Origin of the sequence: Xanthomonas sp. NCPPB 1325 (genome assembly GCF_041477645.2) — a bacterium.
GTDB lineage: Bacteria > Pseudomonadota > Gammaproteobacteria > Xanthomonadales > Xanthomonadaceae > Xanthomonas > Xanthomonas cannabis.
Genome location: NZ_CM192985.1, coordinates 178,973 through 204,664, shown reverse-complemented (window position 1 = coordinate 204,664; position 25,692 = coordinate 178,973). Strand labels below are relative to the sequence as shown.

Annotated in this window: 21 protein-coding genes; 9 read left to right on the top strand and 12 right to left on the bottom strand. The window is 66.4% G+C overall.

What is annotated here, in order from left to right:
* Positions 1–51: 51 nt before the first annotated feature.
* From ACCQ10_RS00850 to ACCQ10_RS00840, 3 genes are all read left to right on the top strand, one after another.
* Positions 52–888 (top strand): ABC transporter ATP-binding protein, encoded by an 837-nt coding sequence (locus ACCQ10_RS00850; protein ID WP_372361890.1) that lies wholly within the window; start codon positions 52–54, stop codon positions 886–888.
* Between the two features lie 406 nt (positions 889–1,294).
* Positions 1,295–2,305, top strand: coding sequence for a TIGR00266 family protein (locus tag ACCQ10_RS00845; RefSeq protein WP_372361889.1), 1,011 nt, complete (start codon positions 1,295–1,297; stop codon positions 2,303–2,305).
* A 278-nt stretch (positions 2,306–2,583) separates the two neighbouring features.
* A complete protein-coding gene (locus ACCQ10_RS00840) occupies positions 2,584–3,621 on the top strand; it encodes a patatin-like phospholipase family protein (protein WP_372361888.1) in 1,038 nt (345 codons plus the stop codon).
* Between the two features lie 560 nt (positions 3,622–4,181).
* Here the strand turns inward: ACCQ10_RS00840 and ACCQ10_RS00835 are convergent.
* A complete protein-coding gene (locus ACCQ10_RS00835) occupies positions 4,182–6,383 on the bottom strand; it encodes a TonB-dependent siderophore receptor (RefSeq protein ID WP_372361887.1) in 2,202 nt (733 codons plus the stop codon).
* A 503-nt stretch (positions 6,384–6,886) separates the two neighbouring features.
* A complete protein-coding gene (locus ACCQ10_RS00830) occupies positions 6,887–7,369 on the bottom strand; it encodes an Lrp/AsnC family transcriptional regulator (RefSeq protein ID WP_039566292.1) in 483 nt (160 codons plus the stop codon).
* Between the two features lie 128 nt (positions 7,370–7,497).
* Between ACCQ10_RS00830 and phhA the strand changes: the two genes are divergently transcribed.
* The 4 genes from phhA (at position 7,498) to ACCQ10_RS00810 (ending at position 10,951) form a co-directional block, all read left to right on the top strand.
* Positions 7,498–8,388: a phenylalanine 4-monooxygenase gene (gene phhA / locus ACCQ10_RS00825; RefSeq protein ID WP_355606426.1), complete on the top strand. Its 891-nt coding sequence runs from the start codon at positions 7,498–7,500 to the stop codon at positions 8,386–8,388.
* Positions 8,389–8,528: 140 nt separating this feature from the next.
* Positions 8,529–9,173, top strand: coding sequence for a DMP19 family protein (locus tag ACCQ10_RS00820; RefSeq protein ID WP_372361886.1), 645 nt, complete (start codon positions 8,529–8,531; stop codon positions 9,171–9,173).
* Positions 9,174–9,353: 180 nt separating this feature from the next.
* Positions 9,354–9,671 (top strand): helix-turn-helix domain-containing protein, encoded by a 318-nt coding sequence (locus ACCQ10_RS00815; RefSeq protein WP_047695032.1) that lies wholly within the window; start codon positions 9,354–9,356, stop codon positions 9,669–9,671.
* Positions 9,668–10,951 (top strand): type II toxin-antitoxin system HipA family toxin, encoded by a 1,284-nt coding sequence (locus ACCQ10_RS00810; protein ID WP_372361885.1) that lies wholly within the window; start codon positions 9,668–9,670, stop codon positions 10,949–10,951. The genes ACCQ10_RS00815 and ACCQ10_RS00810 overlap by 4 nt, the downstream gene beginning before the upstream one ends.
* 340 nt (positions 10,952–11,291) lie before the next feature.
* On the opposite strand, the gene ACCQ10_RS00805 is transcribed toward ACCQ10_RS00810, so the two are convergent.
* The 10 genes from ACCQ10_RS00805 to ACCQ10_RS00760 all read right to left on the bottom strand — a co-directional run bounded on the left by ACCQ10_RS00805 (position 11,292) and on the right by ACCQ10_RS00760 (position 22,722).
* Entirely contained in the window at positions 11,292–12,410 is a 1,119-nt protein-coding gene (locus tag ACCQ10_RS00805) for a GDSL-type esterase/lipase family protein (protein ID WP_372361884.1), read from the bottom strand.
* Between the two features lie 289 nt (positions 12,411–12,699).
* Entirely contained in the window at positions 12,700–13,362 is a 663-nt protein-coding gene (locus tag ACCQ10_RS00800; RefSeq protein WP_039566719.1) for an RpiB/LacA/LacB family sugar-phosphate isomerase, read from the bottom strand.
* Positions 13,363–13,595: 233 nt separating this feature from the next.
* Positions 13,596–14,351 carry a 2-dehydro-3-deoxy-D-gluconate 5-dehydrogenase KduD gene (gene kduD, locus ACCQ10_RS00795; protein ID WP_039407056.1) on the bottom strand — a complete coding sequence of 252 codons (756 nt, stop codon included), beginning with the start codon at positions 14,349–14,351 and terminating at the stop codon, positions 13,596–13,598.
* Positions 14,352–14,496: 145 nt separating this feature from the next.
* Positions 14,497–15,351 carry a 5-dehydro-4-deoxy-D-glucuronate isomerase gene (kduI, locus tag ACCQ10_RS00790; RefSeq protein ID WP_047695036.1) on the bottom strand — a complete coding sequence of 285 codons (855 nt, stop codon included), beginning with the start codon at positions 15,349–15,351 and terminating at the stop codon, positions 14,497–14,499.
* A gap of 715 nt (positions 15,352–16,066) precedes the next feature.
* Positions 16,067–17,125 (bottom strand): LacI family DNA-binding transcriptional regulator, encoded by a 1,059-nt coding sequence (locus tag ACCQ10_RS00785; protein ID WP_029218312.1) that lies wholly within the window; start codon positions 17,123–17,125, stop codon positions 16,067–16,069.
* 141 nt (positions 17,126–17,266) lie between these two features.
* Complete coding sequence (locus tag ACCQ10_RS00780) at positions 17,267–18,850, bottom strand: family 43 glycosylhydrolase (protein WP_372361883.1); 1,584 nt, start codon at positions 18,848–18,850, stop codon at positions 17,267–17,269.
* 198 nt (positions 18,851–19,048) lie between these two features.
* Positions 19,049–20,332, bottom strand: coding sequence for a TRAP transporter large permease (locus tag ACCQ10_RS00775; protein ID WP_104580262.1), 1,284 nt, complete (start codon positions 20,330–20,332; stop codon positions 19,049–19,051).
* Complete coding sequence (locus ACCQ10_RS00770) at positions 20,332–20,853, bottom strand: TRAP transporter small permease (protein WP_372361882.1); 522 nt, start codon at positions 20,851–20,853, stop codon at positions 20,332–20,334. Before ACCQ10_RS00770 ends, ACCQ10_RS00775 begins: the two co-directional genes overlap by 1 nt.
* A 10-nt stretch (positions 20,854–20,863) precedes the next feature.
* A complete protein-coding gene (locus ACCQ10_RS00765; protein WP_039407039.1) occupies positions 20,864–21,862 on the bottom strand; it encodes a TRAP transporter substrate-binding protein in 999 nt (332 codons plus the stop codon).
* Between the two features lie 38 nt (positions 21,863–21,900).
* Positions 21,901–22,722 carry a 2-keto-4-pentenoate hydratase gene (locus ACCQ10_RS00760; protein WP_039407037.1) on the bottom strand — a complete coding sequence of 274 codons (822 nt, stop codon included), beginning with the start codon at positions 22,720–22,722 and terminating at the stop codon, positions 21,901–21,903.
* A 138-nt stretch (positions 22,723–22,860) separates the two neighbouring features.
* Between ACCQ10_RS00760 and ACCQ10_RS00755 the strand changes: the two genes are divergently transcribed.
* Together ACCQ10_RS00755 and ACCQ10_RS00750 are read left to right on the top strand one after the other, a co-directional pair.
* Positions 22,861–23,955, top strand: a complete 1,095-nt coding sequence (locus ACCQ10_RS00755) for an alpha/beta hydrolase (RefSeq protein WP_372361881.1) — start codon at positions 22,861–22,863, stop codon at positions 23,953–23,955.
* Positions 23,952–25,571: a carboxylesterase/lipase family protein gene (locus tag ACCQ10_RS00750; protein ID WP_372361880.1), complete on the top strand. Its 1,620-nt coding sequence runs from the start codon at positions 23,952–23,954 to the stop codon at positions 25,569–25,571. The genes ACCQ10_RS00755 and ACCQ10_RS00750 overlap by 4 nt, the downstream gene beginning before the upstream one ends.
* Positions 25,572–25,692 lie beyond the last annotated feature (121 nt).

Sequence of the window (25,692 nt, the reverse complement as noted above, 5' to 3'; positions counted from 1 at the left end):
ATTCCTAAAGCGGTTCACACGTCCGTCTTCCCACTGCCTGATGCCTTCCGTATGACTGTTGTTACCGATGTTGCCGCTGCACCCGCCGACGCGCCGGCGTTGATCGAACTCGACCAGGCGAGTGTGATGCGCGGCCAGGTTCGCGTGTTGCATGCATTGCAATTGCGCATCGCGCTGGGCCAGCACACCGCCATCCTGGGACCCAACGGCTGCGGCAAATCGTCCTTCATCAAACTCATCACCCGCGAGCTGTACCCGCTGGCACGCGGCGACGGACAGGCCTCGGTCAAGGTGCTGGGGCAGACGCGCTGGCAGGTGGACCGGTTGCGCTCGCAGCTGGGCATCGTCACCAGCGATCTGAGCGTCAACCTGGCTGACATGCCGGGGCTGGATGTGGAGAGCGCGGTGCTGTCCGGATTCTTCGCCAGCTACGTGGTACCGCCGCATCGGGAGATCGACGACGGCATGCGCGCCCGTGCCCGCGAAGCACTGGCGTTGGCGCAGGCGTTGCCGTTGCTGGACCGCCCGTTTGCCGAGCTGTCGGCCGGCGAAACCCGCCGGGTGCTGATCGCACGCGCCCTGGTCAACCGCCCGCGCGCCCTGTTGCTGGACGAGCCCTCCACCGGCCTGGATCTGGTGGCGCGCCAGCACCTGCTGGACACGATGCGCCATCTCGCCCGCCAGGGCATCACCCTGGTGCTGGTGACCCACCACATCGAAGAGATCGTGCCGGAGATCGCGCGGGTGATCCTGTTGCGCGCGGGCAAGGTGGTGGCCGACGGCGTGCGCGATGCCGTGCTGACCGATGCCAGCCTGTCGGCGGTGTTCGATGGCCCTGTACGCGTGCATCGCGATGGTGAGCGCTATTGGGCAAGCGTTGGGGAGTGAGAGCTGCAGGGTGATCCTGCGCGCCTGCCTGTCAGACGCGAGCGGGTACCGATGGGATCTGCGGTGTGCGCGGTAGCCACGCACGTGCGGCGTGGATAGCCGACGCGGCTGCAGTGCGCGCTGTTTCCCGATGGCTACGGTGGCTTGCCTGGGTGCAAGCGCGTGAACGTGTCTTGGCACGATGTCGGTCCGTGCTGGCGCGCGGTTGTCCTTGGCTCGCATCGCACCGTTGCACGCCGATGCGCGTGTGTGGCGCGGATGTGCTGCGTGCCCTGCGATGCACGGTGCTGCGCGTGGGACGCCCCGCCACCGTGCCCACCTGCACCCAGCGCATGACCTTGGACACGGGACGCCGCCGCTGCGGTTGCGCTTAGACTCGCAGCACCTACAGACAGGAGTCGTCCCGATGGCCCAGTGGTATTTCCATGTTCCCGGACAGGCCGAACGCGTCGGCCCGCTCGACGCTGCCAATGCCCGCGTATACGCGCAGCGCCAACCCGACGCACTGGCCTGGCGCGATGGGCTCAATGGCTGGACCCCGGCCCGTCAGCTGGCCGAACTGCAGGGCGGCGGCAGTGCGCCGCCACCGCTGACCGGCGCGGCCGGTCGCGCCGATGAGATCGACTTCCGCATCGTCGGCAACGACATGCAGTTCGTCGAAGTCGAGCTGGACCCGGGCGAGAGCGCCATCGCCGAGGCCGGTGCGCTGATGTACAAGGACTCCGCAGTGCAGATGGACACCGTGTTCGGCGACGGCTCGCATGCCGGCCAGAGCGGCGGTGGCGGCCTGATGGGCAAGCTGCTGTCGGCCGGCAAGCGCGTGGTCACCGGCGAGAGCATGTTCACCACCGTGTTCACCCACGCCGGCAGCGGCAAGGCCAAGGTCGCATTCGCCGCGCCCTACCCGGGCACGGTACTGGCGCTGCGGCTGTCCGAGCATGGCGGCCAGCTGATCTGCCAGAAAGACAGCTTCCTGGCCGGCGCGCGCGGCGTGTCGCTGGGCATCGCCTTCCAGCGCAAGATCCTCACCGGCCTGTTCGGCGGCGAGGGTTTCATCATGCAGAAGCTCGAAGGCGACGGCTGGGTGTTCGTGCATGCCGGCGGCACGGTTGTCGAACGTGAGCTTGGTCCTGGCGAGCGTATCGACGTGGACACCGGCTGCGTGGTGGCCTATCACGCCGGCGTGGACATGGACGTGCGCCGCGTGGCTGGCCTGAAGAGCATGTTCTTCGGTGGCGAAGGCGTGTTCCTGGCCACCCTCACCGGCCCGGGCAAGGTCTGGCTGCAATCGCTGCCGTTCTCGCGCATGGCCGGCCGCATGCTGCAGGCCGCTCCGCAAGCCGGCGGCCAGCAACGCGGCGAAGGCTCGGTGCTGGGCGGATTGGGCCGGCTGCTGGATGGGGATAACCGGTTCTGAGTGGGTGCTGCGGCGGGTTGGCGTGGTGGTGGTTTAGCGAGTGAGGGTACGGGGCGAAGCCACTCTTCGGAATGGATGCACGACGCTTCGCGCGTACCCTCATCCGCCCCTACGGGGCACCTTCTCCCCCATGAAGGGGGACAATGTCCCGGTGGGAGAAGGGAATGCAAGGCCTGCAGATGATGCCGTTTTGAATGAGCTCCACCCACGCCAATCACTGCAGCAGCAGTGGCAGCGCGCGTGTATTCTCCCTCGCCTTTCCCATCGACGTTTTCGCCATGACTGCGCTTCGCCGCTCCCGCTCGCTTGCCCTGTTGTCCCTGCTCGGTCTGCTCTCGGCCTGCGGTGGCGAGCCACGCCCGGCCCTGCCCGCGCCGGTGGTGCAACCGCCGTCGGCAACGGCAGCCAAACCGGTCAAGATCGGGATCGCGCTTGGCGGTGGCGCCGTCAAGGGCTTTGCGCATATCGGCGTGATCAAGATGCTCGAAGCCAACGGGTTTGCCCCGGTGGTGGTGTCCGGCACCAGCGCCGGCAGCGTGGTCGGCGCGCTGTATGCCAGCGGCATGACGGCCTTCGACATGCAGGAAAAGGCGGTGGCGCTGGACCAGACCAGCATCCGCGACGTGCGGCTGTTCTCCGGCGGCCTGGTGCAGGGCCAGAAGCTGCAGGACTACGTCAACGACCAGTTGGGCGGCAAGCCGATCGAAAAGTTACGCAAGCCGTTTGCCGCCGTGGCCACGCGCCTGGAAGATGGCGAGCGCACAGTGTTTGTGCGCGGCAATGCCGGCCAGGCGGTGCGTGCGTCCAGCAGTATTCCCGGTGTGTTCGAGCCGGTGACCATCGGGCAGTCCCACTTTGTCGATGGCGGCGTGGTCAGCCCGGTGCCGGTGGATGCCGCACGCCAGCTCGGCGCGGAGTTCGTGGTGGCGGTGGATATTTCCAGCAAGGCCAGCGGCAAGAATCCGGGCGACCTGCTGGGCACGGTGAACCAGTCCATCTCGATCATGGGCCAGCGCCTGGGCGAGGCCGAACTCAAGCGCGCGGACGTGGTGGTGCGCCCCAAGGTCAACGATATCGGCTCGGCCGATTTCAACCAGCGCAGCGCTGCGATCCTGGAAGGCGAACGCGCCGCCATGGCGTTGATGCCGCAGATTCGCGCCAAGATTGCGCAGCTGCAGGCCGCGCGCAGCAGTGCTACGCGCACGGCGGCCGATCAGGCCAGGGCCGCAAGGCAGCAGGCCTACGAGCGCTGCCTGGAACAACGCTCGCGCTGGGAAAAACTACGCGGCAAGGACGAGGCCTGCGTGGCACCGTGACGCGGCCGGGCTGAGTTGGATGGGATCGGCGGCCGGGAGCGGCTGTTGCCAGGGCGCGCGCGCGAGGAGTTGCCGGTGATGCCCGTCGCGCGCGCTGGAGAGTCGCGTGTAGCTGCGGAGTGTGGGGCTGCTGGATGTCTTGGGCGCTCGAGGGCCAGGCGTTATCGGGACGGCATCGCGGCCGGGGCCGCTCCTACAACGGCGTATGTGCAGGCCTCGCTGTTACGGCGCGCTTGCGCGCGAGGGGACGTCACTGGTGGTGCCCAGTCGAGGGAACGTGACTGGTGGTGTCCCGCCGCGCGTGAACGCGCTCCTCCGTGGGCAGATTGGCGTGCTTGGCGCGGACCGCGGGCCTGAGTGATGTCGTGGGTGCTCGAGGGCCAGGCGTTATCGGGACGGCATCGCGGCCTGGCCGCTCCTACAACGGCCTGGTCACTGCACTGCTTTGGTAGGAGCGACCCTGGTCGCGCTGCCGTCCCGATGACCGCGATGCGCGCATCGCACGGCGTGCGCGCCACCCAGCCCCGTGTCTCACTCAAGCTCATGCATCGCCATCGACCTCAATACCGCCAACGCAATGACACGCTGACGAACCGCGGCTCGCCATAGTTCTGATAATCCAGATTCGCCCAGTAGGTCTTGTCGAAGGCGTTGCGCACCGCCAGCGTGGCGGTCCATTGATCGCTGATGCGGTAGTTGGCGTTGAAATGCACCAGCGCGTACGGGTTCTGCACCACGGTGACCGGCGTAGTGGCACCGCTGCCGTCGCCGGTGGGGCGCGCGATATTGAAGCCGCGCACCGCGCTTTGCCAGCTGATGCCACCGCCGATGCTCAGGCGGTCCCAGGCGCCGGGCAGGCGCACCTGGGTGGACAGCTGCAGATAATCCTCCGGCAGATTTGCGTAGATCGCATCGGTCGGCGCCCGCGTGACCTTGACGTGCGTGTAGCCGCCGTTGACCGTCCAGCCCGGCAGAATCTCACCGTTGAAATCCACTTCCCAGCCACGGCTCTTGGTGCCGTCCACGCCGATGAAGGCGGAAGTGCCATCGGGCAATGCGCCTTCCGGCTGGGTCATGTCGCGCACCGCGAAGTTGTCCTGCTTGGCTTCGAACACGGCGGCGGTGGCCATCGCGCGGCCGTCGAGCAATTGCGCCTTGATGCCGGCTTCCAGATTGGAGCCTTCCACCGGCGCGAGCAGGTTGTTGTCCTTGTCGCGGTAGTTCTGCGGATTGAAGATCTCGGTGTAGCTGGCGTAGACCGACACATCGGGCACGATGTCGTAGACCAGCCCCACATACGGGGTGACCTCGTCGCTCACCTTGTAGCGGCCGCTGGTGCCGGTATAGCTGCCACTGGCGCTGAAGGCCTGGGTGCGGGTCTGCCAGGTGCTCAGGCGTGCGCCGGCGATCAGCGACAGCGGCTCGGCCAGACGGAAGCGGGTGGAGGCGTACACGCCACGTTGCGTGGTGCGCGCTTCATTGCGCCGGCCGTTGCGCGCGTAGGTCACCTCGGAAATGTCGCCGTTCCAGTTGCGGATGTCCGGAATGAAATAGCAGCGCTCGCGCGCCCCGGTCGGGCTGATGCAGGTGGCCCAGTCATCCGGATAGGTCTGCACGGTGGGGTACGCGGTGGACTGCAGATCCTGCCAGCTACCGCCGACGACCACATCGTGCTGGCGGCCAAACAGCGAAAACCCGCCCGATAGGTACACGTCCACGCTGTCGCGGACATCCTCGGTTTCGCCGGCCGCTGTGCGCAGGAAGATGCCGCTGCCATCGGCCGCCGGATAGCCGGTGCCGTAGACGCGCATGTTCTGCACCTGCCCCTTGGTATGGGCGTAGTTGACGCGCAGCAGCCAGTCCTCGCCAAAGCGCTGTTCCAGGTTGGCGAAGGCGGTGCTGGTTTCGCGCTGCCAGCGCGTCCACTCCGGTGCCATGTTGGTGGAGCGCGGCAGATTGGCCAACGATCCGTCGGCGGCGAAGAACGGCACCGTGCCCCAGGTCGAGCCGACCGGGCTGTTGTCCTGGCGCTGGTAGCCCACGGTGAGCGTGGTGCTGTCGGTCAGGTCGCCTTCCAGCACCGCCATGCCCGACATCTTGTTGTCGTGGTAGCGGTCGTAGTAATAATCGCGGTCCTGCCAGGCGGCCACCACACGGCTGCGAAAACGCCCGTCTTCGGTCAGCGGTGCATTGACGTCGGCCTGCATGCGGCGGAAATCCCAGGTGCCCGCGCTCACCGCAAACGACGCATCGAAGTCCTTGCCCGGGCGCTTGCGCAGCAGGTTCACCGTGGCCGAAGGAATGCCCGCGCCGGTGAGCAGGCCATTGGCGCCGCGGATCACTTCGATGCGGTCGTAGAAGACCGTATCGTATTCCTGATTGGTCGCCCCGCTATAGGTCGGCAGGCCGTCGACCTGAAAATCGGTGATCTGGAAGCCGCGCGCAAAGTACAGGGGGCGCTGGGTGTCGTAGAACGACACGTTGACGCCAGTGACGTTACGCATCACATCGTCGATGCTGAACAGCGATTCGTCTTCCAGGCGCTGCAACCCGATCACGCTCACCGACTGCGGGGTTTCCTGCAGCGTGAGCGGCAGGCGCGTGGTGGTGGCCGGTTGCGCGCGGCTCACCGTGCCGTTGACGTTGACCTGGTCGAGCGTCTTGGCATCGGCCAGGTCGGCCGCGTGCACCGGGGCCGGCAAGCTCAGCGCGCACAGCAGGGCGACAGACAGCGTGGTCAGGGAATGGGGCAATGCAGGCATCGGTCTCTCATCGATCGTGGGCGCACGCCGTGGCGTGGCAGCAGGGAGGCAGTCATGTGTCAGCGTCCTGCTCAGGCGATGGCTGGCTGGCCTGGCAAAGGCTGGCGGATCGACGAGAGGACATGGCCGGAGCCGGCCAGACGTTACGCAAATGTAAATCGTTATCGTTTATGCGACAAGTGCGGCGCGGTTGGGGTCGCTTGGTCGCGGCGAGCCGTCACGTCAATGGCTCGGCAACGCGCGTCGTGCATCACCAGCCGCGGCGTGGTGAACACGACGGCGCATCCGGCAGGTCACGGGCGCCGTCGGTGGCAGCGCGCGCGTGCTGGTAACACGCTCACGCTGCCGAAAGACGCGGCCATGGGCGACACCGGTGGTATGGATGACGACGAAGGATGGCTCCCCATCGCAGCCACGCACGCGCGCGAACTGGCCAACGCGGCGCGCAGCACTTGGGAACAACGTGGGGGCCCGCCAGCGACATGCCTGCGCAGCGCGCCCGCTCAGCCCAGATGCGACAGCGGCAGCCCTTCCGGCGCCTTGACCGTGCGCAGCACGAAGCTGGAATTGACGTCCGACACGCCGGTGGCATTGAGCAGGCGATCCAGCAGGAACCGCGAAAAATGCTCCAGGTCGCGTACCTGCACCTGCAGCAGATAATCCATGTCGCCGGTCAGGGCCCAGCACGCCACCACCTCGTCCCAACCGCGCACCCCATCGGCGAACCGGTCGATATCGGCCTGGCCATGCTGTTCCAGCTGCACCCGCACGAAGGCCTGCAGGCCCAGCCCCAGCGCGCGCGCATCCAGCCGCGCACCGTAGCCGGCGATGATGCCGGCGGCCTCCAGTCGCTGCGTGCGGCGCAGGCAGGCAGAGGCCGACAGGTTCACCTGCATGGCGAGCTCGGCGTTGCTGGTACGCCCCTGCGTCTGCAGGAGGGCAAGCAACCGCAGATCGGTGCGGTCCAGGGCGATTGGCTGGTCCATATGTTGCGCAGCAGCAGATTCAGACGCACGAATCTTGCGCGCAACCGGTCGCGACACGCAAGGTTCGCAAGCCTGTTGCGTCGCGATCCGGATAAGGTGAACCGCTGCCGCCATGGGATTTCTACCGCATGAACACTGCCCCGCGCCGCGTCGAAAACCAGCTCACCGACAAGGGCTACGTGCCGGTCTACACGACCGCCGTGGTCAACCAGCCGTGGGACGGGTACAGCAGCGACGACCATGCCACCTGGGGCACGCTGTATCGCCGCCAGCGCGAGTTGCTGGTGGGCCGCGCCTGCGATGAGTTCCTGCAGGCGCAGGACGCGATGGGCATGGACGATCGGCAGATTCCACGCTTCGATGCGCTCAATGCCGTGCTGCAGGCGGCGACGGGCTGGACGCTGGTGGGGGTGGAAGGCCTACTGCCGGAGCTGGATTTCTTCGATCACCTGGCCAACAAGCGTTTTCCGGTGACGTGGTGGATCCGCCGGCCCGACCAGATCGACTACATCGCCGAACCGGATCTATTCCATGACCTGTTCGGGCACGTGCCGCTGCTGATGAACCCGCTGTTTGCCGACTTCATGCAGGCCTATGGCCGTGGCGGGGTCAAGGCGCATGGCATCGGTGCGGACGCGCTGCAGAACCTGACGCGGCTGTACTGGTACACGGTGGAGTTCGGCCTGATCAAGACCGCGCAGGGGCTGCGGATCTATGGCGCCGGCATCGTCTCATCCAAGGGCGAGTCGCTGTACTCGCTGGAGTCGGCTGCACCCAACCGTATTGGCTTTGATCTGCAGCGCATCATGCGCACCCGCTACCGCATCGACAGCTTCCAGAAGACCTATTTCGTCATCGACAGCTTTGCGCAGCTGATGGACGCCACCGCGCCCGACTTCACCCCGATCTACGCCGATCTCGCCCAGCAGGCGCAGGTGCCGGCCGGCGATGTGCTGGCAAGCGATCTGGCGTTCCAGCGCGGCACCGGCGAGGGCTGGAGCCGCGACGGCGACGTGTGAGGCACAAGCTGAAGTCACGTGCTACCCGCTGTGACGGCGTGCGGCGATGCATGCTGGTGACGCTGCGATGTGAGGCACACCGACTCGACACCGCTGCCACTGCGGACTAAGGTCAAGCCTCCCCACACCGCCTTCGCTCAATGGACCTGACGCATCTGCGTATCCGGCGCTTGGAGCTGGACGACACCCGCCTGCTGTTCACCCTGGCCAACGGCATCCGCATCGATGAGCCCATCCAGGCCCATCGCCTGTTGCTCAAGGCGACACCGCCGCAGCGTGCGCAATGGCAACTCACCGACGACGGCTTCGGGGTGAACTGGCCGGCGATCGCACCACCCACGCCCGAAGGCCTGCTCCACATGCCCGAGCTGCTGTGGCGCCGGCGTGCTGCACGCGCGCAGGCAAAACTGGCCACGCTGCGTGGACGCCTGGACGCGCTGACGCCGGGCGAACGCGAGCTAGTCGCACTCGCGCGCCTGGATGCGGACATGAGCGAAAGCGGCTATGCGCGCTATTTCGACCGCTGGGATGCGGCCACCCGCAGCGACGCACTGCGCGGCCTGGCGGCCATGGGCGCAGCGCAGACGCGGCAGGCCATCGAAGGGCTGGGCGCGGTGTTCGAACGGCTGGAAGAAGACCCGGACCTGCTGAGCATCGAAGACATCCTCGACGCCATGAACGAGGCCGACCGCCAGCGCGTACAGGGGTGGGAAGAGGTGTATTACCGCCGGGTCGGCGACCTGGCGCGCCTGGGCCTGACGCATTACGGCGTGGACAAGGCCTGAGGGCTTCGCCCGTGCTGCCTGGCGATTGCACGAACTGCATCAGCGAGCTGGTGACGTACCCGTTGCCATCACACGGCCGTTCACCTGAAAGCCTCAACACAGGTCGCAGATTCCAGCCACACCCTTGGCCAATACCAAATTAACTTGCTTTCCAGGGCCGGAAGAGTAATTTAATTTGGCATGCCGAAATATATCCCGCCCACAATGCCCCGCGCACTTCGCCAGATCGAAGCACTGGGAGAGCGCCTGCGCACGGCGCGACTGCGCCGCGAGATGACCCAGCGCGAGCTGGCAATGCGTGTCGGCATCAGCGTACCCACCCTGGCAAAGCTCGAAAACGGCGATCCATCGATCAGCCTGGCGGCCGTCCTGCGCGTGCTCACCGTCCTCGGTCTGGACAAGGACATTGATCTGTTGGCAAAGACCGATCCACTGGGAAGAGCGCTGCAGGACAGCCGTTTACGTCGGCCAGGCCCCGCTGGCAGGACACCGCCATGAACGCGTCCAGCACTCCGCAGGAAATCGGCAAGGTGGAAGTGTGGGTGGAGGATCCCTCACTGGGCGGGAATGCACTGGCGGGATATCTGACCCGGCAGAACAGCCGACGCGGCGACACGCTTCATTTTGAGTACGCCGCGGGATGGCTGGCCAACGAGGCACCTGTCCGCGCCTTCGCGCTCGATCCGCAACTGCCGCTCCACGCAGGCGTGCTGATTGCACGCGCGGGTGCATCGGAGTTGAGCGCTGCGTTTCTCGATTGTTCGCCCGACCGGTGGGGCAAACTGCTGATGAAGCGCAAAGAGGTGATCCAGGCCCGCGAACAAGGGCGCAAGGTGCGTGCCTTGCGGCCCTGGGACTATCTGATCGGCGTCAACGACGTCTCGCGCATGGGCGCCCTGCGATTGAAAGACAGCGTCAGCGGCAGGTTTCTCGATGATCATGCACTGAGCGCACCACCGCTTACGCAATTACGCGAGCTGGAGGCAATCGCTCGCCGGCTCGAGCACGATGAAATTGGCGACAACGACACGGACCTGGCGTGGATCAAGCAACTGATCGCACCCGGTGCCTCATTGGGCGGCGCGCGTCCCAAAGCCAGTGTGCGTGAGGCGGATGACACGCTGTGGCTGGCGAAGTTCCCTTCTGCCGAGGATGACTACAACGTCGGCCGCTGGGAATACATCACCTATCGGCTGGCGTTGTTGGCGGGCATCAGCATGTCGACGGCCAGACCGCTGGAACTTTCCAAGCACGGCACCACCTACGCAGTGCAGCGCTTCGATCGCACACCGCAGGGCCGCCGTACTTATGCGTCGGCATTGACGCTACTGGATGTGGACCACAGCGAAGAATCGTCTTATGTCGATATCGCGCACGCCATCGAGATGTTTGGCGCGGCGCATGCCATCCAGGACGATCTCCATCAGCTGTTCCGACGCGTCGCCTTCAATGTGCTTATCGGCAACCGCGATGACCACCTGCGCAATCATGGGTTCTTGCGTGAGCCAGCTGGCTGGCGACTGGCGCCTGCGTTCGACGTCAATCCCAATCAGGACAAGGATGCGCATGTCTTGGCCATTGGTCTGGATGACCCTACGCCACGGATTGCGTTGTTGATGGGCACCCATGCCTACTATCGGCTCAGCAAACCACAGGCGCTGACCATCATCGAGGACGTACGCGCTGCCGTAGCCCGCTGGCAACAGGAAGCGCTGCGCTGCAATGCCAGCCGTTCCGAGATCGCCGCAATGGAGGCGGTGATCGATCCCGCGCGATAGGCCGAATGGGTTTGGCGTGCCTGGATGCACGAATGCCGTGCTGAGAGCAGCTGACGAACGCCTGCACTCATCGCCAGGCCGGCGCGGCCGGTGCTCGGGAATCAGCATGGTGCAGTCGTACACAGCGTTCCGAGCGCGCCGTCGGCAGGCATCTGACGACGACTGCTCGCCATGTTTTTTAGCCGCTCAACGTCGGGAATACGTGATTGCGTGGGTGATTCGGCACAGAATGAATCTCTTACCGACAGCGATGTTCTGCGCCGTTACATTACGTTCTCACTACACAGCTGAGCGAGTGGTACAGCACCCGTCCATCAGAGACATCTGATGCGAATTTGCGCTAGTTTTTCGGTATCTGCGTGTAGGCCAACAGCAGCACCAGCGGTTCCTCACCGATCTGCTGCAAGGCATGCGTGCTGCCAGGCCGCGTCAGTAGCGCGTCGCCGGCGCTGACGTCGTACTGCCTGCCATCCAGCGCGTACAGGCCGCGGCCGCTGACGATGTAATAGATCTCGTCCTTGTCGTGCAGGTGCAGGCCGATGCCGGCGCCTTTGTGCAGCACGCGCTTGCGCAGCACGAACTTCAGCTCCGGCGCGTCTGCGAAGAATGGGTAGGCCGTGGTGGGGCCGGCGCCGCCGTGGGGGCCGGGTTGTTCGCGGGCGAGATCGCGTTCGTGCAGCACCAGCGAGGGATGCGCCTGTGCGGTGCGTTGGGCGGCGGTGTCGGGTGCTGCGCCGCAGTCGGCATCGCGGCGTAGTTGCGTCTTGAGCTCGGGCTGCAGTTGCACCCAGCCGTGCACGACCAGGCAGGCGATGGCGGTGGCACCGGCGCGGCTGAAGTGGGTGCCGTCTGCCTTGTGTTGTTCGGGCACGAACAGGAAATACGGTTTGGCGGCTTGTTCGCCGAGTGCGCGGATCCAGTCGCTGGAACTGGCGTTGAGATCGATCAGGGCCACGCGTTCTTCGGCGGCCAGTTGCTGCATCGCCAGGGTGTAGCGGCCGTGCGTGTCGAGCAGCGCGCCGAAGTCGTAGAGCAGACGTGCGGCCGGGGTAATCAGGATCGGGGTGGCGCCGGTGTCACGTGCGGTGGCGATGTAGCGGCGCAGGAACTGCACGTAGTCGGTGGTGGGATCGGTGTAGCGCGTGGGATCTTCGCGCTTGGCGTCGTTGTGGCCGAACTGGATCAGCAGGATGTCGCCGCGTTGCAATTCTTTTGCGATGGCATCGAGGCGGCCTTCGGCGATGAAACTGCGCGTGCTGCGGCCACCCTTGGCGTGGTTGTGCACCTGCCACTGCGCCGGGTCGAACCACTCCTGCAGCAGTTGGCCCCAGCCGGCTTGCGGCGCGCGCTCCGGGCCGTAATCGGCGGCGGTGGAGTCGCCGGCGATGAAGATGTGGTGGGGTGCGGTGTGGGCAATGCTTGCAAAGAGCAGCAGCGATGCGAACAGCAGCAGACGCATGATGGGCTCCGGGGAGGTGGTAAGTGCACAGCGCTGTTCCTTCTCCCTTTGGGAGAAGGTGCCCGGAGGGCGGATGAGGGTGCAACTGCATTGGAACTATTGGACGGTGCTGCCGTCGTCCAAGCCTTCCCCGTTTGGGGTTGCTGTCTTCCGTCGTACCCTCACCCCAACCCCCGCTCCGCGCCCCTGCCCGCGCTAGCAGCGCGGGCGCTCCAAGATACGCGCGCCAATGGCGCGCAAGCGGTACCTTCTCGCCCCGGCGGGAGATGGGCTCACGCGCGTTTGCTAGTTACGCGGCGGCAGCTGCAGCTTCGGGCTTGCCCAGTACACCGGCGACGAAGTTGCGGATTTCCGCATCCTGGGCGTTGTCGAAGAAGCACTGCTGGAAACGCTCGCCGCCGATGGCCTGCTTGATCAGCTCCGGGTCGATGGCGCGCAGGCCGTCGAGGTAGGACTTGGCGGTGGCCTGCTTGACCTGGGTCAGGATGCCGGCGTTGGCGGCCTGCGATTCGCGACGTTCGGCCGGGTAGCCCAGGCCGCGCTCGCCGCTGAAGGCCTTTTCGAAGATGTAGCGCACGTTGATTTCCGCGCCCCAGCCGTAACCCTTGGCGAATGCCAGCGACAGCGCGTTGCCGTTGTTGACCTGGGCGAACAGGTAGGCGTCGGTCGGCTCGATGCAGTAGCCGCAGAACACGCCCGGGTGCGCGTTCAGCGACATCATGGCGCCCTGGCCGGTGCCGCAGCCGGCGACCACGAAGTCCACGGCCTTGGAGTTCAGCAGCAGGCTGGCGACGATGCCCAGGTGGATGTAGGTCAGGCGGTGGTCGTTGTCGCCGTCCATGCCGACGTTGAACACGCTGTGGCCCTGCTCGCTGGCGACATCGTTGAGCTGCTGCAGGATCACCGGGTTCTTGGCGGCCTGGCTAAACTCATTCATGAGTGCGATTTTCATGGGAATGCTCCGATTGGTTGGGGAAGAGTGGTTCGGAAAAAGATGAAGGCGATGGTGCCGCCGCGAGGCGTTTTCGGTTGCGCTGCCCGTCCGGGGCGTTGGCGGGCGAGGGCTGCCCTCATCCGCCCTTCGGGCACCTTCTCCCGCAGGCGGGAGAAGGACACCACATCGCGGCAGCACCAGGGGCGGCGGCGGCGCGCGCTGGACGGTGCGCCATCGCCGTGCGATCTGGATCAGCGTGCCAGCCAGCCGCCGTCGACCGGGATGATGGCGCCGTTGACGTAATCCGAGGCGCTGCTGGCCAGGAACACCGCGGTGCCGCCAAGGTCGGACGGCTCGCCCCAGCGCGCGGCGGGGATGCGATCGAGGATGGCCTTGTTGCGATCCTGGTCCGCACGCAGCTGCGCGGTGTTGTCGGTGGCCATGTAGCCCGGAGCGATGGCATTGGTGGTCACGCCCTTGCTGGCCCATTCGTTGGCGAGCAGGCGGGTGATGCCGGCAATGCCGGACTTGCTGGCGGTGTAGGACGGCACCCGGATGCCGCCCTGGAACGACAGCATCGAGGCGATGTTGATGATCTTGCCGCGGCCCTGGGCGATGAAATGGCGGCCGGCGGCCTGCGCCATGAAGAACGCCGACTTCAGGTTGACGTTGAGCACGTCGTCCCAATCCTGCTCGCTGAAATCGACCGCGTCGGTGCGACGGATCAGGCCGGCGTTGTTGACCAGGATGTCCAGCCCGCCCAGCCCGGCGATGGTCTCGTCGACGATGCGCTGCACCGGTTCGATGCTGATCAGGTTGGCTTCGATGGCGAGGAAGCGACGGCCCAGCGCCTTGACCTTCTGTTCGGTCTCGGTGGGCGCCTGGATGCCGGCGGCAGCGATGTCGGCGCCGGCCTGCGCCAGTGCCAGCGCGATGCCCTGGCCCAAGCCCGTATTGGCACCGGTGACCAGTGCGACCTTGCCTTCGAGACTGAACGGATTGCTCATTACCTTGTCGCTCCTGCTGGATGTGCCGTGATGTGATGAGTGAACCGCGCGATGCGCGACCGATTGCATTGTTCGAACGGGTGCAGTGCCGGCGCCTAGCGCGACCGAGGCGACGCTGTGGTGCCGGCCTTGTTGAAACGCGGGCTTATTTGAGCTGGCAGATGTCCAGCACGTGCATGTCGGTGTAATCCAGGTTTTCGCCGCCCATCGCCCAGATGAAGGCGTAATTGCTGGTGCCGGCGCCCATGTGGATGGACCACGGCGGCGACACCACCGCTTCGTTGTTCTGGATCACGATGTGGCGCTGCGCGTCGGGCTCGCCCATGAAGTGGTAGACGCGGTCGTTGGCGCCGAGGTCGAAGTAGAAATACACCTCGCTGCGGCGGTCGTGCAGATGCGGCGGCATGGTGTTCCAGACGCTGCCCGGCTTGAGCACGGTCAGCCCCAGCAGCAGCTGCGAGGACTGGCAGGTGGCCGGCACGATGTACTGGTAGATGGTGCGCTCGTTGCTGGTTTCCAGCGCGCCGCGGTCCAGCGCCACCGCATCCTTGATCGACAGCTGCTTGGTCTCGAAGCGCGCATGCGCCGGTGTCGAGGCCAGGTAGAACTTGGCCGGGTTGGCGGCATCGTCCGAGGCGAAGCTGACATCGGTACTGCCCATCGCCACGTACAGGCCGTCCTTCGGCCCCAGCGTGTAGGCGGTGCCATCCACGGTCACGGTGCCGGCGCCCGCGCCAACGTTGATCACGCCCAGCTCGCGCCGCTCCAGGAACGCGTGACCGGCGGCCGATGCCGGCTCGGTCTGCTTGGGCAGCTCCACTGCGGTGCCCAAGGGTGCGGCGCCACCGAGCACGAAGCGCTCGTAGTGGGTGTATTTGAGGGTCACCGCACCGTCGACGAACAGGCCGTCGAGCAGATACAGCTCGCGCAGGTCGTCGTTGCTGGCGCCCTTGATGGCGTCCGGGTGGGTGGCGTAGTGGGTCTTGCAGTACAGGGACATGCGCGATCTCCGGGGCAAGCGGGGGGAAAGAGGGCTTGCACCGGGGTAGTCTACCGGCTCTGGTTAACCGGTGTCATTGCGCAGTGCAAGATGGAGCTGTGGCGGAATGGGAACCCCTTCTCCCGTCGGGAGAAGGTGGCGCTTAGCGCCGGATGAGGGTACGAGTCTGCGCGTGGTGTTTGGGGGCGTAGCCTGATGGTCGGGTAGAGGCTTATGTAGACCTCCCACCAACGCTTACGGCTTGGCTTTTTTGGATGGCTGTCTGCCGCCTTGCCCTCACCCCAACCCCTCTCCCGCCGGCGGGAGAGGGGCTTTTAACCCCTTCTCCTGTCGGGAGGAGGGGGCGCGTAGCGCCGGATGAGGGTGCGAGGCTGCGGATGGTGTTGGGTGCGCAGCCTGGTGGTCGGGTAGAGGCGTATGTGGACCTGCTACCAAGGCTCGCGGCTTGGCTTTTTTGGATGGCTGTCTGCCGCCTTGCCCTCACCCCAACCCCTCTCCCGCCGGCGGGAGAGGGGCTTTGAGTCCTTCTCCCGTTGGGAGGGGGGCTTTGTCGCAGTGATCGGCGGATGCCTTCCCCCGCCTGCGGGGGAAGGTGCCCGAAGGGCGGATGGGGGCCGCCGTGGGCCGACCAAGGCTGCTGTTCTCACCTTGACGGGCTCCGTCCCGCAAAGTGGAGCGGAAGGCCAGCACCGCGAGGGGTCGCGGCGCAAGGCGCTCAATCTTCCGGCGGTTGGCAGGAGTCGCGCACGATCAGGTGCGGGCGCACGCTGGCGGTGGGCAGTTGCGGGGCGTTGTCCGGCTGGATCAGCATCGCGGCGGCAGTGCGGCCGGTGTCGCGGGTGTGGCGGCGCACCGAGGTCAGCGGTGGCCACAGGCGCGAGGCCAGCGAGCTGTCGTCGTAGCCGATCACCGAGAGCTGGCGCGGGATGCTGATGCCGGCGCGCAGGGCCACCTTGTAGATACCGGCGGCCATTTCATCGTTACCGGTGAAGATGGCGGTGGGGCGCTTCTTGCCCAGCAGCAGCTTTTCGGCCGCGGCCACGCCGGATTCAAAGGTGTAGCCGGCTTCCACGATGCGCTCGGGCGGCAGTTCGATGCCGCGCCGGGTCAGTGCGTCGGCAAAGCCCGAGGTGCGCTCGATCGAGGAGCGGTAGGCGCTGGGGCCGGTGACCAGGGCGATGTCGCGGTGGCCGAGCGAGAGCAGGTAATCGGCCGCTTCGGCCGCACCGTCGCGGTCGTGGGTGATCACCGTCTGCGAGGTGGCGTCCAGCGCGATCGAGGCGATGCGGGTATAGCGGCAGCCGATCTCGGCCAGCATGTCGGCCAGCGCCTGGTCTTCGGAGGCGCGTGGCACCAGGATCACCCCGTGCAGCTTCTGCGCCTGCGCAAAACGGCGCACGCCCTCGATGTAGCCGGGGCTGCGGCTGTCGCAGGGGTGCACCACCAGCTCGAAGCTGGAGCCGCGCAGCGCGTCCAGCGCGCCGTACTGCATGTCCACGATGTACTGGGCGGTGGGGTTGTCGTAGACCATGCCGATCAGGAACGAGCGCCGGAACGCCAGCCCGCGCGCCAGCGGGTCCGGCGCGTAGCCGACCTCGCGCATCAGCGCCTCGACCTTCTCGCGGGTGTCCTGCCGCACCAGCGGCGAGTTGTTGATGATCCGCGACACGGTCTTCTTGGACACGCCCGACATGCGGGCGATGTCGTTGATCGTGGCTACCTTGCCCTTCGGCAGGCCGGGCATTCCCTCTTCAGGCATCTTGCGGGCGGGCATAGCGGTCAACCGTTGAAGTTGATTGGATTCTACCGGCCACAGGGCCGGCAGACCTGAGCGCAGCCTGCCGAGAGCGCAGGCCCGCCATGCAGGGCCTGTCGCGGCAGGCCGTGCCGCGGCATGCCCGACGATGCAGAACGGTCAGTCCAGGGCGCGGTAGCGGAAGTTGCGGAACTCCACCTGGCCGGGGCCTGCGGCATACAGCGCCGGCTTCAAGGCCAGGAACTTGCCGGCCACGTTGTGGTGGTAGCCGGACACCTCCATCTGCACCGGGTACTTGGTCCACGCCTTGCCGTCGGTGCTGCTGTGGATGGTGACGATGTGGCGGTTGTTGGTGACCCGCAGCCACAAAGTGCCACCGGTAGCACTGGGCGCCAGCGTGCCGGGGCGTTCTTCGCCGTAGCGGTGCATGACGAAGTGTTCGCCATTACTGCCTACGCCGGCATAGAGCTTGTCGCTGTAGAACAGCAGTGCCCCGCCCTGCCCGCCCGGTGCCACGGTCATCTGCACCTCGAACTGGTAGGCCGGGTCGGTGGCGATCACCGTCAGCGGCGAGGCATTGCGCGGGGCGGTGCCCTTGCCCTGCAGGCGCAACACGCCATCGCCCACCTGCAGGCGCTTGGCCTCGTCGGCGGCCGGGTTGAAGAACGCCCACTGCGGACCCAGCGTGCTGGCACGGAAGTCGTCCGACAATGCCAGCCCGTGTTGCAGCGCCTGGCCGCTGGGTTTTTTCAGCGGCGTGCCCAGGTCGCCGCCCTTGGCGACGAACCAACCGTCCGGGGTCCATTCGATCGGGTCCAGCAGCGCCTGCCGGCCCAGCGTCCAGAAGCCGTGTTCGTAGCCGTGGTAAAGCATCCACCAGCGCTTGTCGGTGCCTTCCACCAGGGTGGCGTGGCCACGCGACCACCACGGCTCGTCGGCACTTTTGGTGCGGGTGATCGGGTTGTTGGGCGCGTTCTGCCACGGCCCATGGATGGAGCGCGAGCGCGCAGTGATCACCATGTGCCCGGTCGGCGGGCCGGCGGTGCCACCCACCGCGGTGGTCATGTAGTACCAGCCGTTGTGGCGGGTGATCTTGGGGCCTTCCTGCGCGTAGCCTTCCACGTCCCAGCTTTCCGGGTATTTCCAGCCGTCGTAGACGTGCTTGGGCGTGCCGACCACGTTCAGGCCGTCGTCGGAGAGCTGCACGTAATCGCCGCCGCTCAGGAACAGATAGCGCTTGCCGTCTTCGCCCACCGCATGGCCGGGGTCGATGTACTTGCCCAGGCCGATGTCGATCGGCTTGCTCCAAGGGCCCTTGATGTCATCGGCCCACACCACGAAGTTGCTGCGCTCGCCCTGGTCGCCGCGCCGGGCCGGGAAATAGATGTAGTAGCGCTTGCCGTGCTTGATCAGGTCCGGCGCCCAGATCGCGCCAACGTTTTGGGTGATGGCGTGGCCCAGCGGCTGCCAGTTGACCAGATCGCGCGAGTGCCAGATCGGCAGGCCTGGATAGGCATCGAACGAAGACAGCGTGAGGTAGTAGTCCTGCCCGTCCTTGAGCACCGACGGATCGGGGTGATCGCCGGCCAGCACGGGGTTAAGGAAGGTGCCATTGCCCTGGTCGGCGATGCGCTGGTGTTCAATGCCGCGCTTCCAGTCCGCCGCGCCACTCAGGCCGGCGCACAGCAGCAGTCCGGCGGCAAGCAGCCAACGCAGCCGGGGTGGGGTGATACGTACACGCATGCTTTCTCCTGGTCCCCGCGGTGCGGGGCGATGCGGTCGCCGGCAGGCAATGCCACCGGTTAACCGGATGAGGCGGGAACCCTCCCGCCAGCAGCGATGCCCAACCCACGCCAGGCATCGCGCGTGCTTGGCAGACGGGAGATACGGCGATGTTGCCGTAGCGATCCGCGCCTGCCAGGCACGCCGTCGCTCAGCTCCTCATGCGCGCAAGGCGCGTGGCAACCACAGCGACAATTCGGGGAAAAACGCCACGATCAACAGCACGCACAGCGCCGCCAGCCAGAACGGCCAGATGGTGCGCATGCTTTGCGCGATGGTGATCTGGCCGATGGAGGTGCCGATGAACAGCACCGAGCCGATCGGCGGGGTGATCAGGCCGATACCGCCGGCCAGCACCATCACCAGACCGAAGTGGATCGGGTCGATGCCATAGGCCTTGACCACCGGCAGGAAGATCGGCGTGCAGATCAGGATCTTCGGCGCCAGGTCCATGAACATGCCCAGCAACAGCAGCATCACCACGATCATCAACAGCACCATGTTCTTGCTGTCGGCGATGGCCTGCAGGAACTTCACCGCGGCAGCAGGCACCTGCAGATAGGCCAGCAACCAACCGAACACCGCCGCGGTGGCGATCACGAACAGGATCACGCCGGTGGTGCGCGCGGCATGCGTGACCGCGGCGAAGAACTCGGCCCAGCGCAGCTGCCGATACAGCAGCGCAGTAACGATCAGCGCGTACACCACCGCGATCGCCGCACTCTCTACCGCGGTAAAGATGCCAGCGCGAATACCGATGAAGATCAGCGCCACCAGGCCCAGGCCCGGCAATGCACCGAACAGGCGCAATGCCACCGCACGCCAGCCCGGGAACGGCTCGGTGCCGTAGCCGCGATGGCGCGCCACCGCATAGCCGGTAACCATCATCGCTGCAGTCATCAACAACGCGGGGACGATGCCGGCCGCAAACAGATCGGCAATCGACAGGCCGCCGCCGGCCGCGGCCGAAAACAGGATCAGGTTGTGCGAGGGTGGCACCAGCAACGCCACCAGCGCAGCGGTCATGCTCACGTTCACCGCGTAATCGCGGTCGTAACCGCGCTTGATCATCTGCGGAATCATGGTGCCGCCAACGGCCGACACGTCGGCGATGGCAGACCCGGACACGCCGCCGAAGAACAGCGACGACAGCACGCTGACCTGGCCCAGGCCGCCACGCACGCGCCCCACCAACGAGGACGCCAACGCGATCAGGCGTTCGGAAATGCCACCGCGCAACATCAGCTCGCCGGCGAAGATAAACAGCGGAATCGCAATCAGCGAGGCCGAGCCGCTACCGGCGGAAATCTGCTGCACCAGCACCACCGTGGGCAGGTCCAGATACAGCAGCGTGGCCAGTGCAGCCGCGCCCAGTGCATACGCCACCGGCACGCCGATCAGCAGCAGCACCACAAAGGTTCCCAACAACATGGCGATGCCCATCAGCGCACTCCTCCAACATGGACCGGGCGCAGCACACGCCACAACTTGTACAAGGCAAACAGCACCATCAGCGCACCGCCGATCGACAGCGGCAGGTAGTTGATGCTCTGCGGCATCTGCGCGCCGGCCATCTTGATGTCCAGGCCATCGACCAGCAGCGCCGCGCTCCACCACGCCAGCACAGCACCAATGGCGAGAATCATCAGCGGGCGAATCACTTCGAAGATTCTGCGTACCAGCGGCGGCACGTGTTCGCCCAGCAGATAAAAGCCAAAGTGGCGATTGGTGTGCACGCCGGCGGCAGCGCCCAGGCTCAGTGCGGTGCTCAGCAGCAGCAGGGTCACCGGCTCGGTCCAGCTGGGCGAGTCGTTGAGCACGTAGCGGGTAAACACCTGCCAGCCCTGCACGACCACCAGGCCCAGCAGCGCCAGCGACGCCACGCCAACGGCGATATCGGAAACGCGGTCCAGCGCGCGCTGCAACGGCGCGACCGGGACGGCGAGAGTCTCGGGTTCGGTCATCGGGTCACCTCTATGCGAAATCGCGGATGCGGCGGTACAGCGCTTCGATCTCCGGCTGCTTGCGATATTCGGCCAGCAGCGGCGCGGCAGCGGCGCGGAACGCCGGCATGTCGACCTGGTTGAGCTTCACGCCGTAATCGATCACCTGCTTGCGCGCCACCGTTTCCGACGCATCCCACAAGTTGCGCATCACCGGCACCGAGGCGCGCGCCAGTTCCACCACCAGACCGCGGTCGGCCGGGCTCAGCGATTCGAAGCTGGCGCGCGACATCACCAGGATGTCCGGCGCGTAGGAATGCTCGCTCTGCGACCAGTAATGCGCGGCTTCGAAATGCCGGCTGGACTGGAAACTGCGCATGTTGTTTTCCGCACCGTCGATCATGTGCGTTTCCATCGCCGAAAACGTCTCGCCCAGCGACATCGGCGTGGGGTTGGCGCCCAGCATGCGCATCAGCTTGAGGAAGATGTCCGACGAGGCCACGCGCAACTTCAGGCCCTTGAGATCTTCCGGGCGGTGCAGCGGATGCTTGGTGTTGTAGAAGCAACGCGCGCCCGAATCGTAGATGGCAAGACCCACCAGATCGCGCTGCTCGAAGCTGCGCAGCACGCTGTCGCCCACATGGCCGTCGATGGCGCGGCGCAGATGCGGCACCGAGTCGAATACGTACGGCAGGCACAGCGCCTGGGTGAGCGGAAAGGTGTTGTTCAACGCGCCCGAATACACCCGGGTGATGTCGATGGCGCCGAAGCGCGCCATGTCGATCGCCTCGGACTCGCGGCCCAGCTGGCCGGAGTGATACTGGCGCAGCTTGAGCCGGCCGTTGGTGCGTGCCTCGAGCTGCTTGCCGAACCAGCGCACCGCTTCCACCGTGGGGTAGTCGCCCACGTGCACGTCGGTGGCGGTGAGCAACTGCCCGCCGGGAATCGGCGTGGTGGCGCCGGCGCCCAGCCACGGGGCAGCGGCGGCGGCGCCGAGCCCGGCACCGAGGAAATGTCTGCGTGTGATCATTGGCGCCCTCCCAAGCGTCTGGTCACGGGGGCCCGCACCTAGTTGGCGGACACAGCCGTACAGGAAATGTCGCCGATGCCGGCGAAGCGAATCAGGGCATGCTGTCCCACTTCGATATCGTGGATACCGGTGGCATTGCCAGTGGCAATGAGATCACCGCGCTTGAGCGGGCGCCCGCGCTGGGCCGAACGGCTGAGCGCAAATGCGTAGGCCGCACGCAACCCGCCGGGCAGCGTGGTGGCGCCGCCGGTGCCGACCACCTGGTCGTCGATCAGGGTTTCGGCAGTCAGCGCAGTCTCCTCGCGGTCTAGCCAATCGGTCACTTCCGGCCCCAGGATCAGGCCGTTGTTGTTGCCGAAGTCGGAGATCACCACGCGCGGGCCCAGCTTATTGATGGTGGCCAGCGGGCTGCTGGCGATTTCCACGCCGATGAACAGCCGCGCCGGCAATGCGGCGGCCTCGTCGGCGGTGTAGTGCGTCTTGCCGCTGGGAGCATCGGCCTCCAGCCGCAGCACGTACTCGGCTTCCACCGCGCCGAAGCCGCCGACATAGATCGGGAACTCGGTTGTTCCACCGGTAGCATTCCAGAGCTTCTGAGAGAAGATCGGGCCCAGCAGCCGTTCGTCGCCGGAGGCATCGCGGCGCTCGGCGGCGATGTAGCCCACCTTCCAGCCCACCACCTGGTCATGCCACTGGCTGATGGCGATGTCCTGCACCTGGTATGCAGTGACCAGATCGTCCGGGATTTGCCCGGGAAAGTCGGGCAGTGAAGCCCCGGCACGGCGAGCCTCCACAAAGCGTTGGGCGATGTCGGACAACGCGGATGTGGACGTTGGCGGGGTGGCGGCGTCGTTGCTCAAGGGTGTCTCCCTGATAGGTGTTTTGTTGCACTGCCAATCGACAGCGGCACGGTGTGCTGTATATGGTAAACCGGTGTCATTGGCAATGTGCAGTGCGGCATTGTGACCGCGATAACGAACTGGCCCTGGGAGGGGTGGATGCAACAGACATGTCGCAAACGCAGGGGCAGCGGGCTTTTGCACGCGTTGCGCCGAACAATGACGGTGGCCCTGGGCGCGCTCGCCCTGGTTGCTACCCCGGCGTGGTCGGCGGAGGTGGCCAGCGCCGACACCGCAGCCGAACAGGCCAGCCGCATCGGCCTGTGGCCGCGCGCACCGGCACCGGGAGACACCGCGTTGCCGCAGCCACAGCGCATCGTCGACCGCAGCAGCGATGCCGCCCGGCCCGACCGCTACATCCAGAACATCAGCGACCCATACTTGGTGGTCTACCGGCCCAAGCGGCCCAACGGCACCGCCCTACTGGTCACCCCCGGCGGCGGCTATCAACGCATCGTGCTGGACAACGAAGGCAGCGCGCTGGTGCCCAGCTTCGTCGACCAGGCCGGCATCACCTTGTTCGTGCTGCGCTACCGCTTGCCGGGCGAAGGCCACCCCAACGGTGCCGGCGTGCCGCTGGCCGATGCGCAACGCGCGCTGCGGCTGATCCGCGCCAATGCAACGCGCTACGGCATCGACGCGCAGCGCGTGGGAGTGATGGGCTTTTCGGCCGGCGGCCACGTTGCGGCCAGCCTGGGTACGCGCTACGCCGCGCAGGTGTATCCACCGGTGGATGCGGCCGATGCGTTGAGCGCGCGGCCGGATTTCCAGCTGCTGGTCTACCCGGTCATCGACATGGACAGCGCCAACGCGCACATGGGCTCGCGCGAACGCCTGCTCGGCAAGGCGCCCAGCGCGGCGCAGGTCAGCGCGTATTCCCCGCAGTTGCACGCGGATGCGCGCACCCCGCCGACATTTTTGCTGCATGCGCAGGACGACACCGTGGTGCCGGTGCGCAACAGCCTGTTGATGTACGACGCGCTGCTGCGCGCCGGCGTGCCGAGCGAGCTGCATGTCTTCCCGCAGGGCGGCCACGGCTTCGGCACCGGCCGCACCAGCGGGTTGACGCTGGCCGCATGGCCGCAGCTGGCGCAGGCGTGGATTGCGCATGTGACCAAGGCGCAGACAGCTGCAGCGGCACAGGCACCGGGCTCGGTACCAGCAGATGCATCTGCAAAGGACGCGGCGCGATGACAGCGCCGTCCATGCCCGACGTGCGCCGACGCACGCTGTTGCGCAGTGGATTGCTCGCCAGTGTCGCCGTCGCGCTGCCGGGTTTCGCCGGTGCCGTGGCGCCGCCGCCACGCAACGACAGCGCCCCGGTGGCACGGCTGCGCGGCGGCGCCGTCCGCGGCCTGCGCGATGCAGGCATCTGCGTGTTCAAGGGCATCGCGTATGGCAGCGATACCGGCGCGCGGCGCTTCCAGGCACCCGTGCCGGAAACGCCCTGGCAAGGCGTGCGCGATGCCACCGGCTTCGGCGCTGCGGCCCCACAACCCAAGGCCAGCGAGCCCACCAGCGAGGACTGCCTGTTCCTCAACGTGTGGACGCCCGGCCTGCGCGATGGCGGCAAGCGGCCGGTGCTGGTCTATCTCCACGGTGGCGGCTACACCACCGGCTCCGGCAGCGACCCGCTCTACGACGGCGTGCGCCTGTGCACGCGCGGCGATGTGGTGGTGGTCACGGTCAATCACCGGCTCAACCTGTTCGGCTACCTGTCGCTGGCGCAGCTGGGCGATGCGAGCTTCGCCGATTCGGGCAATGCCGGGCAGCTGGACCTGATCCAGGCCCTGCACTGGGTGCGCCAGCATGCGGCCGAATTCGGTGGCGATGCCGGCAATGTCACCGTGTTCGGCCAGTCCGGTGGCGGCGCCAAGATCGCCACGCTGATGGCGATGCCGGCCGCACGTGGGCTGTTCCATCGCGCCTGGACCATGAGCGGGCAGCAGGTCACCGTGGCCGGCCCGCGCGCGGCCACCCAGCGCGCGCAGCTGCTGCTGGACGCATTGAAGATTGCGCCAGGCGATCTGGCGCGGCTGCGCAGCGTGCCGGTGGCGGACCTGCTGGCCGCCGCGCAGGTGCGCGACCCGTCGCGGGTGGAAAACAGCGCGCTGTATTTCGGCCCGGTCCTGGATGCGCGCAACGTGCCGGTGCATCCGTTCTGGCCCACGGCGCCAGTGCAATCGGCGCGCATTCCGATGGTGATCGGCAATACCCGCGATGAGACGCGCGGCTTTCTCGGCAACGATGCAAAAAACTTTGCGCTGAGCTGGGATGACTTGCCGGCCAAGCTGGAAGCGCAGCAATACGTGGACCTGTTGCCGCAGGTGGTGATTGCCGAATACCGGCGGCTGTATCCGCAGTACTCGCCTTCGCAGGTGTTCTTTGCCGCCACCACTGCCGGCCGCTCGTGGCGTGGCGCGGTCGAAGAAGCCGAAGCGCGTGCGCGTCAGGGCGCGCCCACCTGGGCCTACCAACTGGATTGGGGCTCGCCGCTGGAGGGCGGCAAGTTCGGCGCCTTCCACACGCTGGATATTCCGCTGGTGTTCGACACCATACGCCAGCCCGGCTCGCGCACCGGCAACAGCATTGATGCGCAACGCATGGCCGATCAGATGAGCGATGCGCTGATCGCGTTCGCGCGGCATGGCGACCCGAACCACCGCGGCGCCCCGCACTGGACGCAGTATTCGCTGCAACGGCGCGAGACGCTGCTGTTCGACGTGCCGAGCCGGCTGGCCAACGACCCGCGCAGCGGCGAACGGCGGCTATACCAGCAGGCCCCCTTCATCCAGCGCGGTACGTTCTGACCATTTCTGTTTTGGAACAACAACGGACGTGCCGAATGGTCGCCACTCGTATGAAGGCGTTCTGCGCGGAAACACAAGGAGCCCCTGATACATGCCAGTTCACGCAGCGGCTGCGCCCTAG

Excerpts from the sequence above, each read along its gene's own strand:
- ACCQ10_RS00775 (WP_104580262.1), bottom strand. The coding sequence starts at position 20,332 with ATGGGCATCGCCATGTTGTTGGGAACCTTTGTGGTGCTGCTGCTGATC.
- ACCQ10_RS00840 (WP_372361888.1), top strand. The coding sequence starts at position 2,584 with ATGACTGCGCTTCGCCGCTCCCGCTCGCTTGCCCTGTTGTCCCTGCTC.
- ACCQ10_RS00750 (WP_372361880.1), top strand. The coding sequence starts at position 23,952 with ATGACAGCGCCGTCCATGCCCGACGTGCGCCGACGCACGCTGTTGCGC.
- ACCQ10_RS00820 (WP_372361886.1), top strand. The coding sequence starts at position 8,529 with ATGGACCTGACGCATCTGCGTATCCGGCGCTTGGAGCTGGACGACACC.
- ACCQ10_RS00770 (WP_372361882.1), bottom strand. The coding sequence starts at position 20,853 with ATGACCGAACCCGAGACTCTCGCCGTCCCGGTCGCGCCGTTGCAGCGC.
- kduD (WP_039407056.1), bottom strand. The coding sequence starts at position 14,351 with ATGAGCAATCCGTTCAGTCTCGAAGGCAAGGTCGCACTGGTCACCGGT.
- ACCQ10_RS00765 (WP_039407039.1), bottom strand. The coding sequence starts at position 21,862 with ATGATCACACGCAGACATTTCCTCGGTGCCGGGCTCGGCGCCGCCGCC.
- ACCQ10_RS00850 (WP_372361890.1), top strand. The coding sequence starts at position 52 with ATGACTGTTGTTACCGATGTTGCCGCTGCACCCGCCGACGCGCCGGCG.
- phhA (WP_355606426.1), top strand. The coding sequence starts at position 7,498 with ATGAACACTGCCCCGCGCCGCGTCGAAAACCAGCTCACCGACAAGGGC.
- ACCQ10_RS00785 (WP_029218312.1), bottom strand. The coding sequence starts at position 17,125 with ATGCCCGCCCGCAAGATGCCTGAAGAGGGAATGCCCGGCCTGCCGAAG.
- ACCQ10_RS00800 (WP_039566719.1), bottom strand. The coding sequence starts at position 13,362 with ATGAAAATCGCACTCATGAATGAGTTTAGCCAGGCCGCCAAGAACCCG.
- ACCQ10_RS00835 (WP_372361887.1), bottom strand. The coding sequence starts at position 6,383 with ATGCCTGCATTGCCCCATTCCCTGACCACGCTGTCTGTCGCCCTGCTG.
- ACCQ10_RS00805 (WP_372361884.1), bottom strand. The coding sequence starts at position 12,410 with ATGCGTCTGCTGCTGTTCGCATCGCTGCTGCTCTTTGCAAGCATTGCC.
- ACCQ10_RS00815 (WP_047695032.1), top strand. The coding sequence starts at position 9,354 with ATGCCGAAATATATCCCGCCCACAATGCCCCGCGCACTTCGCCAGATC.
- kduI (WP_047695036.1), bottom strand. The coding sequence starts at position 15,351 with ATGTCCCTGTACTGCAAGACCCACTACGCCACCCACCCGGACGCCATC.
- ACCQ10_RS00830 (WP_039566292.1), bottom strand. The coding sequence starts at position 7,369 with ATGGACCAGCCAATCGCCCTGGACCGCACCGATCTGCGGTTGCTTGCC.
- ACCQ10_RS00810 (WP_372361885.1), top strand. The coding sequence starts at position 9,668 with ATGAACGCGTCCAGCACTCCGCAGGAAATCGGCAAGGTGGAAGTGTGG.
- ACCQ10_RS00845 (WP_372361889.1), top strand. The coding sequence starts at position 1,295 with ATGGCCCAGTGGTATTTCCATGTTCCCGGACAGGCCGAACGCGTCGGC.
- ACCQ10_RS00755 (WP_372361881.1), top strand. The coding sequence starts at position 22,861 with ATGCAACAGACATGTCGCAAACGCAGGGGCAGCGGGCTTTTGCACGCG.
- ACCQ10_RS00780 (WP_372361883.1), bottom strand. The coding sequence starts at position 18,850 with ATGCGTGTACGTATCACCCCACCCCGGCTGCGTTGGCTGCTTGCCGCC.